Annotated in this window: 15 protein-coding genes; 8 read left to right on the plus strand and 7 right to left on the minus strand. The window is 50.6% G+C overall.

Features of this window, described 5'->3' with window-relative positions:
• The first annotated feature begins 22 nt into the window (after positions 1–22).
• The 4 genes from pxpB to JOD24_RS12135 are packed head-to-tail and all read left to right on the plus strand — an operon-like array spanning position 23 to position 3234.
• On the plus strand, positions 23–709 hold the full coding sequence (gene pxpB / locus JOD24_RS12120) for a 5-oxoprolinase subunit PxpB (RefSeq protein WP_380164725.1): 687 nt from the start codon (positions 23–25) through the stop codon (positions 707–709).
• Positions 706–1491 carry a LamB/YcsF family protein gene (locus JOD24_RS12125; protein ID WP_380164723.1) on the plus strand — a complete coding sequence of 262 codons (786 nt, stop codon included), beginning with the start codon at positions 706–708 and terminating at the stop codon, positions 1489–1491. Before pxpB ends, JOD24_RS12125 begins: the two co-directional genes overlap by 4 nt.
• Positions 1492–1495: 4 nt before the next feature.
• Positions 1496–2443: a 5-oxoprolinase subunit C family protein gene (locus JOD24_RS12130; RefSeq protein ID WP_380164721.1), complete on the plus strand. Its 948-nt coding sequence runs from the start codon at positions 1496–1498 to the stop codon at positions 2441–2443.
• Positions 2444–2454: 11 nt separating this feature from the next.
• Positions 2455–3234: a putative hydro-lyase gene (locus tag JOD24_RS12135; RefSeq protein WP_380164719.1), complete on the plus strand. Its 780-nt coding sequence runs from the start codon at positions 2455–2457 to the stop codon at positions 3232–3234.
• A gap of 170 nt (positions 3235–3404) precedes the next feature.
• On the opposite strand, the gene JOD24_RS12140 is transcribed toward JOD24_RS12135, so the two are convergent.
• The 4 genes from JOD24_RS12140 to JOD24_RS12155 form a co-directional block, all read right to left on the minus strand.
• Positions 3405–3518, minus strand: coding sequence for a cation diffusion facilitator family transporter (locus JOD24_RS12140; RefSeq protein WP_429246984.1), 114 nt, complete (start codon positions 3516–3518; stop codon positions 3405–3407).
• Positions 3519–3609: 91 nt separating this feature from the next.
• Positions 3610–4080, minus strand: coding sequence for a hypothetical protein (locus JOD24_RS12145; RefSeq protein ID WP_380164717.1), 471 nt, complete (start codon positions 4078–4080; stop codon positions 3610–3612).
• A gap of 38 nt (positions 4081–4118) precedes the next feature.
• Entirely contained in the window at positions 4119–5504 is a 1386-nt protein-coding gene (locus JOD24_RS12150) for a vWA domain-containing protein (RefSeq protein WP_380164715.1), read from the minus strand.
• Between the two features lie 96 nt (positions 5505–5600).
• The gene (locus JOD24_RS12155; protein ID WP_429246985.1) at positions 5601–7514 is read right to left on the minus strand and encodes an ABC-F family ATP-binding cassette domain-containing protein; all 1914 of its coding nucleotides are present in this window, start codon (positions 7512–7514) and stop codon (positions 5601–5603) included.
• 121 nt (positions 7515–7635) lie between these two features.
• On the opposite strand from JOD24_RS12155, the gene JOD24_RS12160 reads away from it, so the two are divergent.
• On the plus strand, positions 7636–7818 hold the full coding sequence (locus JOD24_RS12160; RefSeq protein WP_429246986.1) for a 5-formyltetrahydrofolate cyclo-ligase: 183 nt from the start codon (positions 7636–7638) through the stop codon (positions 7816–7818).
• A 492-nt stretch (positions 7819–8310) separates the two neighbouring features.
• A complete protein-coding gene (locus tag JOD24_RS12165) occupies positions 8311–8583 on the plus strand; it encodes a DUF2651 family protein (RefSeq protein WP_429246987.1) in 273 nt (90 codons plus the stop codon).
• Positions 8584–8590: 7 nt separating this feature from the next.
• Here the strand turns inward: JOD24_RS12165 and JOD24_RS12170 are convergent, their stop codons facing one another.
• On the minus strand, positions 8591–8803 hold the full coding sequence (locus JOD24_RS12170; RefSeq protein ID WP_429246988.1) for an ATP-binding cassette domain-containing protein: 213 nt from the start codon (positions 8801–8803) through the stop codon (positions 8591–8593).
• Positions 8804–8818: 15 nt separating this feature from the next.
• Here JOD24_RS12170 and JOD24_RS12175 point away from each other — a divergent pair, with 15 nt between their 5' ends.
• Positions 8819–9415 carry a 5-formyltetrahydrofolate cyclo-ligase gene (locus JOD24_RS12175; protein WP_429246989.1) on the plus strand — a complete coding sequence of 199 codons (597 nt, stop codon included), beginning with the start codon at positions 8819–8821 and terminating at the stop codon, positions 9413–9415.
• A 468-nt stretch (positions 9416–9883) separates the two neighbouring features.
• On the opposite strand, the gene JOD24_RS12180 is transcribed toward JOD24_RS12175, so the two are convergent.
• Entirely contained in the window at positions 9884–11119 is a 1236-nt protein-coding gene (locus JOD24_RS12180; protein ID WP_429246990.1) for an MFS transporter, read from the minus strand.
• Between the two features lie 1163 nt (positions 11120–12282).
• Here JOD24_RS12180 and JOD24_RS12185 point away from each other — a divergent pair.
• The gene (locus JOD24_RS12185; RefSeq protein ID WP_429246991.1) at positions 12283–13827 is read left to right on the plus strand and encodes a C69 family dipeptidase; all 1545 of its coding nucleotides are present in this window, start codon (positions 12283–12285) and stop codon (positions 13825–13827) included.
• A 60-nt stretch (positions 13828–13887) separates the two neighbouring features.
• On the opposite strand, the gene JOD24_RS12190 is transcribed toward JOD24_RS12185, so the two are convergent.
• Complete coding sequence (locus JOD24_RS12190) at positions 13888–14094, minus strand: hypothetical protein (protein WP_380164699.1); 207 nt, start codon at positions 14092–14094, stop codon at positions 13888–13890.
• Positions 14095–14562: the final 468 nt, after the last annotated feature.

A 14562-nucleotide genomic window follows, 5' to 3' on the forward strand; every position in this document is an offset into this window, starting at 1 on the left:
GGGGAGAGGGGGGAGAAGGGGTTTGTCGATCAAAATCCAGCCGGTAGGGGATATGGGGCTCCGGATCGGTTTCGGAGAGCGGATTGATCCGGAGATCAATCGGGAGATACGAAGTTTTGTCAATGAATTGGAACGCCATCCGATTCCTGGTGTGGTGGAGTGGGTACCCACCTATGGTGCCGTGATGGTTTACTACCAACCCTATCGGATTCGTTATCGGGAGTTGTGTCAACAGCTGGAGGCGATCGAGGAGAATCGAGTGCCGGTGACAGAGGAGGATACGCGGGTAGTGGAGTTGCCTGTGGTTTATGGAGGGGAGTATGGGCCGGATCTGGGGCGTGTGGCTGAGAAGAACGGTCTCTCTCCTCAAGAAGTGATCCAGATCCACTCGGATCCCGCCTATCGGGTGTATATGCTGGGGTTCGTTCCCGGGTTTCCCTATCTAGGGGGGATGTCGGAGCGGATCGCCACTTTGCGCTTAAAAGATCCTCGTCCCCGAATACCGGCAGGCTCTGTAGGGATTGCCGGTTCCCAAACAGGAGTCTATCCTTTGGAAACTCCCGGAGGGTGGCGGATTATCGGTAGAACACCGGTGCGCCTGTACGATCCGGATCGGAATCCCCCCGTTCTGTTGCGGGCGGGGGATCTGGTTCGGTTCCGACCGATCTCTGGGGAAACCTATCGGGAGATGGAGGTGGAAGGGCTATGAAGGATTGGAAGCGGGTACAATGGACCGTCGATCTGAACAGTGATTTGGGAGAAAGCTTTGGCAACTATGTGATGGGACAGGACGAAGCGATTTTGCATCATGTCACCTCCGCCAACATCGCCTGTGGATTCCACGGGGGTGATCCCAACGTGATGAGACAGACAGTCCGTATGGCGGCAGAGCGGGGGGTGGCCTTGGGAGCTCATCCGGGTCTGCCGGATTTGCTCGGATTTGGGCGCCGTTATATGGCGGTCGAGCCGGAGGATGTATTTAATATGACGGTTTACCAGGTGGGGGCTTTGCTAAGTTTCGCTACTCTGGAGGGAAAGCGGTTGCAACATGTGAAACCTCACGGAGCCCTCTACAATATGGCGGGGAAGGAACCTGCCGTGGCCGAGGCGATTGCCGAAGCGGTTGCCGCAGTGGACAAGGAACTGATCCTTTTCGGCTTGGCAGGAAGCCAATTGGTGAGCGCAGGGGAAAAAGCAGGGCTTCAGGTGGCACGGGAGGTGTTCGCCGACCGTACGGTTCAACCTGATGGAAGCTTGACTCCCCGGACTCAGCCTGGAGCCTATATCGAGGATCCGGAGCAGGCAGTCCACCGGGTAGTCCGTATGGTGAAGGAAGGAAAAGTGACGGCGGTGGATGGTACCGAGGTGGATTTGCAGGCGGACACGGTCTGTGTCCATGGGGATGATCCCCAAGCTTTGGCCTTTGCGAAAGGTTTGCGCAAGGGGCTGGAAGAACAGGGGATCCGGGTCCGCAGGATCGGAGAGAGTTAATCCCATGATCACAGTGATAAAACCGGGATTGCTGACTACGGTCCAGGATTTGGGACGGATGGGTTATCAGCAGTATGGCATGGTGGTGGCAGGAGCGATGGATGATTACTCCCTCCAGGTAGGAAATTTATTAGTGGGCAATTGGCGCGGCGCGGCAGGCTTGGAAATAACCTGGTTGGGACCGGTGCTCCGCTTTGAGACGGATACGGTGATTGCTCTGACTGGGGCGGATCTGGGGCCACTCCTGGATGGGAAACCGGTGCCTCTCTGGAAAAGCATCTCCATCGAGAAAGGACAAGAGTTGCGATTTCAGGGGCCGGTGGCAGGGATGCGCACTTATCTTTGTGTCGCAGGAGGAATTCAGGTACCCACTGTGATGGGAAGCCGCTCCACTTATCTTAAGGGGCGGATCGGGGGATTCCACGGCCGAGCCTTGCAATCCGGGGATGTCCTGGAGACCGGGCGACCGCTGCAGCTCGCCGACAGGGTCGGCCGACAGCCAGCGGCTTCCATGCGCCCCCGCTACGGGAAAGAAATTCGCTTGCGTACCCTCCCTGGACCCCAGGCCGAGGCGTTTACGGAGGAGGGGCTTCATACTTTCTATCATGCTGATTTTGAAGTGACTCCCCAGTCGGACCGGATGGGTTATCGTCTGGAGGGGCCGGTGATCCGCCACCGCACCGGTGCAGATATCATCTCCGACGCCATCGCCCCTGGGGCAGTTCAGGTTCCGGCAGAAGGACGCCCCATCATCCTGATGGCGGATCGGCAGACCACCGGGGGATACACGAAGATCGCCACTGTCATCTCCGTGGATCTGCCCCGCTTGGCCCAGGCCAGGCCAGGAACCCGGATCACCTTTCACGAGGTGAGTCTGGATGAAGCCCAGGAGCTGGCGATAGAACAGGAAAAACGCTTGAAGATGCTAGAGATCGGAATCCGATCCAAGTGAGGGGATGTCTGATGAACAAAGAAAGCATAGAAGACGTGCGCGCCGCGATTCGCACCGGGGAGTGGGCGGGGCCCACCGCTGGATGGGCCCCTGGGTTTGTTCAGGCCAATCTGGTGATCCTCCCCCAGTCCCAGGCCGCCGATTTTTTACTCTTTTGCACCCGCAACCCCAAACCTTGTCCGCTGTTGGAAGTGACGAATCCAGGGGATCCGGTGCCGTGGAAAACAGCGCCGGGAGCCGACCTGCGGACAGATCTGCCCCGTTATCGAGTCTGGCGTCATGGAGAGTTGGTGGAGGAGCGAAAGGAGATCCAGGATCTTTGGCAGGAAGATGCCGTCGCCTTCCTGGTGGGATGTAGCTTTTCCTTTGAATCTATTCTGTTGCAAAGTGGTGTGCCGGTCCGTCATATCGAGGAGGGGAGAAATGTCCCCATGTACCGCACGTCGATCCCTTGTGAACCGGCAGGCTCCTTCCACGGGAATCTGGTGGTCAGCATGCGTCCCCTCCCTCCCCAAGAGGCGATTCGTGCCGTGGAGATCACTTCTCGCTATCCACAGGTTCATGGAGCGCCGGTACATCTCGGGGATCCTGCTGGAATCGGCATCGAAGATCTGAACCGGCCAGATTACGGAGAGGCCGTCACCATCCGGTCGGGGGAACTCCCTGTTTTCTGGGCCTGCGGCGTCACCCCGCAAGCCGTGGCCGTCGCCAGCCGCCCCGAGTGGATGATCACCCATGCACCGGGACATATGTTTATTACTGAGATGACAGAGAGTGAACTGATGAACTAATGCCCCTTCAGAGAACATTGTGTGGATAATCACAGAAAGGCGAGGACGGTGAGGAGGCGAAGAACCTTTGCGCTCTTTGCAAGAGATCGGAGCCGCCTCACCGTCCTGTCCACGACATGCTGAAAAACAGGATTAAAGTTGCCTGAAGGGGGCCTTAGAAGCGTTGTGATTTAGTGCATTCTTGGACGGTCGGGATTGGGTTTCACATGTCGTTTTCGTTGTTCTGTCGATCCAAAATCACTCCATGTGAACCCCCCTCTCTCTGTTGCTCTAAAATGTCTCACATTCCACGGAAACTTGAATTAACCTGCCACACCCTAAAAAACACCTCCCAAGGGGGTATTTTTGTATGAAAAAAGACCGCTGGATGCGGTCTTATTGTTCGACGATCGTCAGAGTCCCTTCTGCCAGCAAATCTTCCCCCCGAAGGATCTGGATCTTGTATTTACCGGGGTCGTAGAAGCCGTGGAAGTCGCTGTGACTGGTGAATTTCCATTTCAAACTTTTCCAAGTGGGATCTACATCTTCAGTAAATTCCTCAATCAACTTTTCTCCCGGTTGCTTAAGAATCTTCACTTTGATGTATTTGGTATCAAACTTTTCCCCATTGGAGAGTTTGAAATGAAGTGCAAAATCCTCATCATCTCCAAAGTGGCCGCGGGTTTTGATCAAGCCCTTGATACTGTCGTCCTCGGGATAATCCCCGAAGGTGATCTTGGCCACCTTGGGTTCTTTGGGCTTGTCCGCCTCGGCCTTCTCTGGGCTCTCCTCTGTGAGCAGGCCGCATCCGGTGCCCAGGACTGCCATACTGAGGAGCAGCAGGAGGGCCAGGGTACGTTTCATCAAAGGAATAACCTCCTCTGTTTCTGAGTTGAAAGGTGTCGCTATCGGGAGTTGGAGAGTTCATTCTGTTCAGTGTCACGCTGATGGGTGACTTTGTCTTGAATCTGGTTTCGTTTCTCGACGACTTCCTCTTGCAATGCGTCCCGTTGATCGATCGAGTAGCTTTGGAGTGTGTCTCTGCGATCATAGATTCGGGATTGAACCTCACTGATCACATCATAGTCGAAGTCCTGTTTCTCTTTGAGGTATTCAGTGGCCGCATAGAGATGATGTTTCTCCTTTTCCGCCTGTTCGTAGAGAGATTGCTTGAGATCGCCGGCTCGGTCATACTTGATGCTGGATACATATTGGGCCTTGTCGTAATGGTCGCTGGCCCATTTGCCCCATTGGTCATAGAGGCGGTCGTATTCTCCTTCAAAATACTCCTGGAGCCCCACCTTGGAACCGACGGTCTTATAAGTGCCACCACCGGCGTCAGCCACTTTTTTCAGGTCTTTCTGTCCCTTGTTGTCCACATCGAAGCCGATGATGTTGACGACGGCCTTCATATTGGATTCGTTCAGTTCTTCAGCCGCTTTCACCGGATCTCCGTCACAGGTCTCCACGCCGTCGCTGACCACATATACGATATTCTGCACGTTGCTCCCGGTGTGGGAGGCCAGCTTCTCTTGGGCCAACTTCATGGAACCGGCTAGCGGCGTCCAGCCGGTGGGTTGGAACTCAGCCAGAGAATCTTGGAAGGTTTTCCCTTTGTAAGCGCCCAAGGGATAGACCTCTTCGATGCTTTTACAGGAGACTTTTTTATCCGCTCCGGCGTTGGAGCCCTTATGGCCATAGACAACCAGGGAGACCTGGGCGCCTTCCGGCATGTTGGAAGCGAACTCTTTTACTGCCTTTTTGGCCAAGTCCATCTTGACTCCGCCTTTCACCTTGTCAGCCATGCTGCCGCTGGAGTCGAGCAGGATCATGATGTTCACTTCCTGACTTTCCGGCACCTTCAAAGCACGGATGCCTCCGGGTCCGTCCCCCACATCGATGATGGAGGTGTCGAAGGTATCCAAGGCATGTATCGACGGACGGTAATCCTCCGCCATCAGGTTGAGGAGCCGTTTGTGCAATTCATCGCTGTTAACGTACTTAGGGATTTTTTTCAGCTCGGGCCGGATCTTGTTCAGATCATAGGCATCCCCTCCATAGCGGCCGGCTCCCTCCTGAATGTGTTGCAAATCTTTCAGAGCGGAGGGAAGGGTGTCCAATTGGACGGATGATTCCGATTTCCCGGATTCCTTGGCTTTGGACTCCTTTGTTTTGGATGCCGAGGCGTCTTTCTCATCGCTGCCGGCAAAGGGGCTGGACAGAGAACAACCGGTACTGAAAACCAGTACCGCGATCAATAGACTGGTTCCCCAGCGCTTGAGTTTGGGCAATCCCATCATCACCTCTCTTTTCCAAACTTGTGAACACGATTACAATTTTAAACAAAGGCCCGCCCCTTGTCAGTAACCCAAAAGGAATAGTGGATCTTATTCCGCAATTTCTGTCCAGCGTTCTGTTTTTTCCGCGAGGGAAACTTCCAGTTCGGCGAGGCGGCGTTGACGGGGGACGCTTTCCTCCGGCCGGGTGTAAATCTCTTCCCGACACAGCTCTTCCTGAATTCGGGTTTTCTCCTCTTCCAGGGTTTCGATTTCCGCTTCCAGTCGGTCGGCTTCTTCCTGACGGCGGCGCTCCTCTCGCTCTTTCCTCCGTTTTTGCCGGGTCTCTTCGGCATAATCGAGCTTCGGTTTTCCAACGTCAACCTCCAAAGGGGGGCTCTCCTTTTTCTGTGCCAAAAATTCTTCGTAGGTTCCCTTGAAGACCGATAAGTGTCCCTCTTTCACCTCCCAGATCCCCGTGGCCAGTCGATTGATGAAGTAGCGATCATGGGAGACGAAGAGCAGAGTGCCGGGAAAAGACTCCAATCCTTCCTCCAGCCTCTCCTTGCTTTCCAGATCTAGATGGTTGGTGGGTTCATCCATCAGGAGGAGGTTGGCCCGGTTCAGGAGGCGCTTCAGCAGGGAGAGACGGGCTTTTTCCCCGCCACTGAGGGAGGCGATTCGCTTAAAGACTTCCTCTCCGCTGAACAGAAACTGGCCCAGGTAGGAGCGGATTTGTGTCTGGTCTAGCTGAGGATGGGCCTGCCACACCTCCTCCAGAACCGTCTCTTGCTCATTCAATTCTTCCTGCTCCTGATCGTAGTAATCCAGGTGAACCTGGGTGCCGAAGGTGACCGTTCCCGACAGGGGAGCCAGTATATGGGCCAGGGTTTTCAGCAAGGTGGACTTGCCGGTTCCGTTGCGGCCTAGCAAAGCGATCCGCTCTCCACGCTCCAGCTGGAGATTGGTAGGGGCGATCAGGGGATGGGCGGAATCATATCCCACTGTGAGGTCTTCCGTTTTCAACACTTGTTGTCCGCTGGTGACCGAGGGGGTGAAACGGATCGCTGCTTTTTTCCGGTCACCGGGAGAGCGCTGGATCCGTTCCATCCGCTCCAGGGATTTTTGCCGACTCTGGGCTCGTTTGGAGGTGGAGGCCCGGGCCAGATTGCGCTGTACGAACTCCTCCATCCGGCGGATCTCTTCTTGTTGCTGTTCATATGCCTTTTCCTGCAGGAGCATCTGCTCTTCCCGTTGCTGAACATACCGGGTGTAGTTTCCTTTATAACGGGTGATACGGTTACGATCCAATTCATAAATGACCGAGACGATCCGGTCGAGAAAATAGCGATCATGGGAGACGACCAACAAGGCCCCAGGATAACTGTCCAAGGTCTGTTCCAGCCAGGCGAGGGCGTCCATATCCAGATAGTTAGTCGGCTCATCCAGGATGATCAGGTCTGGCTGTTCCAGGAGCAACCGGGCCAGAGCGAGTCGGGTTTTCTGACCGCCGCTCAAGGTGCGGACCGGTGTGTCTTGCCAGTGGAGCCCGCCGAGTCCCAGACCGGTGAGGGCACCTCGGACTTGGGCTTCATAGCTGTATCCCCCTGCTTTTTCAAAGGATTCCTGCAAGCGGGCGTACTGTTCCGTCACTTGGAGGTAGCGTTTCTCCGCAGCGATTACAGAGGATCGGCCCATCTCCTGTTCTAAATTTCGCAGTTGGCTCTCCATCTCTCGGAGATGGTGGAAGGCTTTCATCACTTCCTCCCAGACGGTCCCCTCCGTCTCCGGCTCCATACTTTGGGCCAGATAGCCGATACGGGCCTTTTTGGGGATGTGGATCTCGCCACTGTCCGCGGGGATGTGGGAGGTGATCACTTTCAAAAGGGTGGACTTTCCGGCCCCATTGGGTCCGATCAGGCCGACCCGTTCTTTTTCTTCGACTTGGAGGCTGATCCCCTCCAATATGGGAGTTGCGCCGAAGGATTTGTAGATCTGATTGACTTGCAGGATACTCAATATCATTCACCTCTTCAGTTACAGGCCGTTCTCATTGTATCCCATGCAAGGCGGGGAAAAAAGAGGGGGAAAGCCTGTCTGTGGTACAATCGGTGTAAAGATTCGGGTGCAATGGAGGGGGATCATCATGGCTACCGAAAAAGAGGAGTTGCGCAGCTACCTCCTGGGATCCGGTGGTGGTTATTACGATCGATTCTTCGCTGGTCCAGGCAAAGAAGCGACCCGTATCGGGGTGGCCTACTCCTTGCAATGGGTGCCCACGGTTTACCCCGAGCCCCATGATCAAGCCATGGACGGAGTGGTGACGTAGGAGGGTGTTCGGGTTCTGGGGGAAGGAGGAAATGAGGATGAATGGAGTTGAAGCCTATCCCGAATTCGGGGAAGGTTTTTTTGGATCTTTACAGCAGTTGAGATCAAGGGTATAAAACATATAATTTTAAAAAATTAACTACATACTCCTTGAAAAAAGCTAAAAAACATGTGAATCATCGTCGAACGATGTCGGAATTTTAAAAACAAAAACAGAGGAATTTGCGGTATTATTCTAGCGGGCTTGGAAAAAGAAAGGCGGCAAAAACCTGGATTATGATGGTGGTCCTTCTGTGTGGCCGGTGGACTTGATTAAAAGCAAACATACCGTGGCGTATTACAACAAATAAGTAACTAAGTAATTTTTCTGTGGGGGACGATGTCCCCAAACAAACGATGAAAAGAGAAAAAAGAGTCGATCTTCCGATCATCCGCGATACGAGTGTGAGTGACTTTGTTCTGCTTGAGAAAAGATAATCAAGGGGGTAGCAAGGTGCAGATTGAGATGGGACACATACTGGTGGACTTTCCAGTCACTTCTTTCCTGGTGGGAATTCTGTTTCAAATATGGCCGAAGCGTCTTTGGCTGGGTCCTCTACTGGCAGGTTTGTTCCAGATCTATATGGTATTCTATTTTGGTGATCTGGAATATTACATGTGGGTCGTCATCAATGTTGTTGTCAGTTTCATCGGAGCTTTGATGGTTTATGGGATCCAGAGAACCATTTTAAGGAGCAAGGACAAGAAGAAAAAATTGGACACGTAAGTCATCATCATAAACTGGCTTGTTCCGGATTTGTTTTCTTCGTTGTACTATGGCAGGCATTCCGGACAGCGAAGCAACGGTTTTTTGATCCTTTCAGCAAGGTGGATTTGCCGGTTCCGTTGCGACCCAACAGAGCGATTCGATCTCCCCGCTCCAGCTGGAGATTGGTAGAGGTGATTAGGGGCTGAGTGGTACAATCGGTGTAAAGATTCGGGTGCAAAGGAGGGAAATCATCATGACTACCGAAAAAGAGGAGTTGCGCAGCCGTCTACTCTCTTTGCGGGAGGGGATGGATCCAGTCGTCGCTAGGAGGGAATCTGCCGCCGTTTGCGGGGTGTTGGGGGCGGAACCTGTCTACCAGGAAGCACACAAAATTCTTTTTTATATGCCGCACAAAGGGGAGGTAGATCTCCGACCCTTGATGGAACTGGGCTGGCGGGAGGGGAAACAGGTGATTCTCCCCCGATCGGTTCCCCGCACCCGGGAACTGGAGTTGTACTGGATTGAAAGCTTTCGGGAGGTGTCTCGGGGAGCCTACGGGATCCAGGAACCGGTGCCAACCGATGGCAACTGGGTCGCACCGGAGGAGGTGGAGCTGGTGATGGTGCCGGGAGTCGGCTTTGACCCAGCCGGCTATCGTCTGGGATACGGTGGAGGTTATTATGATCGATTCTTCGCCGGTCCAGGCAAAGGAGCGACCCGTATCGGGGTGGCCTACTCCTTTCAATGGGTGCCCACCGTTTACCCCGAGCCCCATGATCAAGCCATGGACGGAGTGGTGATACCGACTGGGATCCAGTTTGTAGGGGAACGAGGCAGAAATGAAAAATAAGAGTGGTCGACGGTCCGTGGTATTACCCTCTTGCGGTAGACACTGAAAAAAGTCCATCTTTTACAGATGGACAAATGCGGCCAGATCCCTAATTTATAGACACAAAAAAACCAGGTTAAGCAACGAGTGTACTTCACAGGTGTCAACTTGTTTTGTTTCAATTGAATTGGCTGTTCGTTATAGAACAAAGTGTTTCTCCTCAAGTGGGAAACAGGAATTGTAGAACATCTGCCTTGCCGCGATATATGGGTGTTAAGACCACTCGATGAAGCATGTCGTGGTAAGCTTGGGATGTATACTGGAGTCCTGAGGGCCGTTCCGGAACATCCTTTTTTTTGAGATTGTTCCACTGTCTGAAGGACTAGGACATTATGGTTTCACTTGTGGACTAGAAGCCACGGTTTCGTTGTTAAATAAATCCATGACTACAGAAAGGTAGGGCCATTGTTGCCACAAAAGAACATTCCTTTAAAAATTTTGCTGTTCATGGGTTGGGTGTGATTTTTGATTTTGGCGTCGAAACCCTAAATTGAAAATAAACCAAAGTATACCTACCAGAGCCAATAAGAAAGCAAAGAATAATAAAAAAGACTTTGCTTCCACATAATCCACCAGAAACCCAATTAGCGCTAGTGATGCAGGCATTCCTGCTTGTTCTATAGTCCCGAACACCCCGAAGATCCTACCACGATATTTATCATCCACTTCGGTTTGAACATATGTGATATTGCTGATTCCAACAAGAGAAGATCCTGCACCGAAGAGAGAGGAGAAGATACATGCGACCAAAAGATTATTCGATAAGGCAATTCCGCCCATGGAGATAGCCATAACAGACAACCCAATAATAGTGAAAGATCTGGTATTTAGGTTCTTGCCGAACTTTGAAATAAACGCACTGATAACGATTGCTCCAATTGATAAGGAAGCGAAAAATGTTCCGTATCCCTTTGCCCCTTCGTTCATTTCCTGCATCTTCAGCGGCATTAGTATTTCCAAAGGGCTATAGCTTACGTTCATTATAAAAAAAATGATAGGTATCATTAAAAGTAATTTCGTTGACAGAAGGTAGTTAAAGCCTTCTTTGACTTCTAACCATACTCCATCGCTAGTTTTATGTGGGTGCTTTATTTCAGGAAAATCAATGATCATAAGAAGGAATGACATAATAAAGAAGGAAAATCCATTAATCAAAATTGCTGGTATGGATCCTAACCAAGAGACGATAATGCCGCCGAACATAAAGCCTAACAAGCTTGCTATTCGTGCGGTTGTGCTATTTAAAGCATTTGCTCGAGCAATCTCAGATGATGGGATCAGACGGGGTAACAACACTGCAAAAGATGGCCTATAAATAAGGCCTACGATCCCAAGAAGAAACGCTGTTCCAATGATCAATAACACATGAAGAAGATTATAAAAAGCAAGCCAACAAATGAAGAACATGCCACCGGCTCTAATAAAATCGCCAATTACAAGGTACTTCTTCATGTTAATTCGGTCGACAATAGCTCCTGCAAAAGGGCTGAATATATACGGCAGAGCTGCAGCTGCCATCGTGATAGCAGTGTACTTTGGAGAACCTGTTAAATCCAATATTAAATAAGATAGCGCAACAATATACAAAGTGTTTCCAACAGCTGATTGAGCATTTCCTAACCATAATAAAATAAAGTTTCGATTCCATAGTTTTCCTTCGCCCATTATTATCCTCCTGAACCAAATAGTAAAATCGTTGCGGAAAAAGTTGTTAGCGGAATTTGCTTCTTAATGTCGGTCGAAGTATACCAAAAGAGCAATCAAATTGGGATAGAGGAGAAATACGTATGTTCCGAAAAAATTTAACAATCGTCTAATATGTGTAAATATTTTCATAGCGATAAGTTTCCCAACTGAACTCATCATTCCGTTAATGACTCGTGCCCGCCTCTTTCCTAAAGTATTTGGAAAGGAAACGAAGTGAAGCTTTTTGACTTACTATGTAGCAGAGACTTCTTTCAAATTCATTTTTACTGGCCACCCTGGTCACAGGGAAAGCGGAAACCAAGGCGGGACGTCGTTTGTTAGAGCAGGCCCAAGGACTTCTGTTATCTTTTCATTCCCGTCGGAAGCTGGCGGCTTTTCGGATAAATATTTCTTAGCCGATGTCATCGATCTGTTTTTCGATCCGTACATTCCTTTGATTAAGCGAGCAAGTAGAACTATTTCCTAATTTCTGCATGGAAGGCCGAACTATGACATGGACTACGAAAGGCTCTGAGACGAGTTCTTTCATAGTCCAAAGTCAGGTCATCCCTGGCGGACATCACGCAAATCCTCTAGCGGATGGCCCATTTTCTCCATTCTTTTCAGTACTCTACTCTACAACCTACCCGACATTTCTCCATCATTTTCATTGAATTTATGTACACTGTTGGACTGAATCCATGTTTCATAATGTTGAAGGAGATACAACTGAATTTTGATACCTTACTAACTTTACTTTACTTAACCAATATCAGGTGTGTTGATTAGCCATATTTTAAGTAGAAAATAAGGTCGGGATGGTGGGGTGGCGAAGAGCCTTTGCGTTCTTTGCAAGAGATCGTAGACGTCCCACCATCCCCGTCCTCTCAAGCAATACTTTACGATGGAGGCAATGGGAAGAGCCAAAGGATCGTTTCGTTCTCATCATCCATTTTATGGTTCAACAGCCTCGATATAATGCTTGTTCATCTTGGCATATATTATCATACGCAACAGGGAACATCTTGCGAACCTCATCAGGGTAGCAGAAAGAGGTGGAGCCGATCTGCGTCCACAGTAGAATACTTCCCTTGTCAAAACATAAGATCTAATATCCTCTTTTGCGAAAAGGAGTTATACCGATGAGTATTGGATTTTATGTAGGAAAAGATTTGACAGCGGATGGCTCCACATTGCTGGGAGGGTTTGGCCATGAGCCCTCCAGCCACTGGATTGATATCATTCCGGCCCAGGATCATCCTGAAGGTTCCACAACCCAGGTTGGAGTGACTGAGGAGGCAGAGATTCCTGGAGAACGGATGGAGATCCCCCAGGTGAAACATACGTACAAATTTATCAGTTCCTCGTATTCTGAGTTTGAAGGATTTCCACCTCCATTAACGAATGGCGGGTTAAACGAACATGGAGTGGCGGGACGGGACATTTGGTCCGATTCTCGCCAGGAATTGGTGGACATGACGCCAACACCCCAACGTGGGCCGAACTATAGCGATCTCGCACGGATCGCCATGCAACGGGCCAGGACAGCTCGTGAAGCTGTAGAAATCATCGGCGATCTCATCAATCAGTACGGGGAATCCACGTACGGGGGAAATTCCCACCTCTTTGCGGATCAGAACGAAGGATGGGTGATGATTGAATACGCCGGGGGGCAAGGATTATGGGCCGCCGAACGGTTAGGACCCGATGAAGTACGTGTGTCTTACCCAGGATATATCCATAACTTCCCCATCGATTTTAAACATAATGAAAACTTCATGGGCTCCGACAACATTGTTGAATTTGCAAGAGAGAAAGGTTGGTGGGATCCACAACGGGATCACCCCGATTATTTGAATCTACAAAAAGTCTACGGAACCCCGTTTCCCGGAGAAGGCGTCAGTCAAGAAGAAGATCCCTTTACAGCCATGCGCGTACCCCCGGAACGTGAACAAGAGCTGGCTACACTGATTCCAGTTCGTCTGAAAGATATGCTGGCACTGGTACGTGATCCCCGCTGGTCCAATGATCATTCCGGTTATGGGCAGGAAGCTCATATTCGTCCCCACGTACATCGCCAGTTACAGACTCTCTGGATTGCCGTTACCGCAGCGGTGACCACCCCATATGTTCCGGTTCCTATCGCGACGGACCCGCTGGCGGTTCCCCCGGAATTTGTTCAACATCGGTATATGACAAAGTATTCGGATTCGGAATATCTAAGTGCAGATTATGCACCTCAAGAGGCCACAAGATATGCAACACGTGAATTTAAACGATTGCTGTATTTTACGAGCGAACATCCAGAGTACTTCTTACATCCGGTCACGGGGAAAATCGAAAAGTTGGAGCAAAAAATGCTAGAAGAACATCGAGAACTGGAAGCAAGAGTTCTCCAACTCCTGGCCTGCCACAGACAGGAGGATGCGCAGCAATTAATCAATGGGCAAGTACAAAAATGGTTTTTAAAAAGTCTTCGTTTGGGGATGAAATTGACAGAGGAGGTTGAATCTGAAATACGGAAGCGGTTTGGCATTCGGATGCCTAAAGATACGGCACCCCCGGGTGAGACCACTCCTCCTTGGAGCCAGTCGATGGTACAGGAATCAAATGAGGACATGGTCACTTGCTACGATCCCAGGTTGGATGAGTATCCTCGTAGGTTTGGAATTTACAGCAAAAAATAAACACTTCCTTGGCCACGGGAAGTGTTTAGGGGTGGCAGGTCGTTCAACAATGGGCAAAATCTATTCTTCCTTTACGAAGCAGGCCAGCAATCCTAACTTTTCCTGCAAGCGACGGAGCTCTAGCTCCCAAAACGTGAGGTCGGCAGTCCAGACTTCGGCGCTTTGCCGATGGCCAGCCGCCATGGCTTGATCCCGAAGTTCTCTTCCCTCCAGGATTTTTTTTGTTAAAAAAAGTGCTCTTTGTTGTTCACGATAGATCTGAGACAAGGGAATCTTCCTTTGCATAAAAATGAAACAGCCCACAAATTGCGGGCTGTTGAATAGAGGATAAGGGAATAATAGTATGGATGAGTCCGCGGATGGACATGTTCAGTTTATTCCGGAAACGTCCCTGACACAATACGACAGAAGGCGCATTTTGCTAGGTGATTCAGCTATCCTCCCCGGGTTGGGTCCCATAGCCGAAGGGTTTAGATGGGGTTCGAAGTGAAAAGGATTAAGATCTAGTGAATTCATACACAAAACCGCGTAAGGTTGATAAAATATAGACACGGACAAGGGTGTGGATTTACCGAACAGGATGTGGAAATTGCAGACGAGCAAGGTGGGGGATGACGAGATTGGCCTTTACACGCAGGGGACGATGAGCCAGATGGGCTGAAGCTCTAGAAGCGTTGTGCAAGATCAATGTAAATCATAACGCTTCTAGATGAAGGTAGCTATCTAACGCGAGAC

It is taken from the genome of Kroppenstedtia sanguinis (genome assembly GCF_050433445.1).
Lineage (GTDB): Bacteria > Bacillota > Bacilli > Thermoactinomycetales > DSM-45169 > Kroppenstedtia > Kroppenstedtia sanguinis.

Coding starts and splice junctions, on each gene's coding strand:
- JOD24_RS12125 (WP_380164723.1), top strand. CDS start 706: ATGAAGGATTGGAAGCGGGTACAATGGACCGTCGATCTGAACAGTGAT.
- JOD24_RS12130 (WP_380164721.1), top strand. CDS start 1,496: ATGATCACAGTGATAAAACCGGGATTGCTGACTACGGTCCAGGATTTG.
- JOD24_RS12135 (WP_380164719.1), top strand. CDS start 2,455: ATGAACAAAGAAAGCATAGAAGACGTGCGCGCCGCGATTCGCACCGGG.
- JOD24_RS12155 (WP_429246985.1), bottom strand. CDS start 7,514: ATGATATTGAGTATCCTGCAAGTCAATCAGATCTACAAATCCTTCGGC.
- JOD24_RS12160 (WP_429246986.1), top strand. CDS start 7,636: ATGGCTACCGAAAAAGAGGAGTTGCGCAGCTACCTCCTGGGATCCGGT.
- JOD24_RS12175 (WP_429246989.1), top strand. CDS start 8,819: ATGACTACCGAAAAAGAGGAGTTGCGCAGCCGTCTACTCTCTTTGCGG.
- JOD24_RS12180 (WP_429246990.1), bottom strand. CDS start 11,119: ATGGGCGAAGGAAAACTATGGAATCGAAACTTTATTTTATTATGGTTA.
- JOD24_RS12185 (WP_429246991.1), top strand. CDS start 12,283: ATGAGTATTGGATTTTATGTAGGAAAAGATTTGACAGCGGATGGCTCC.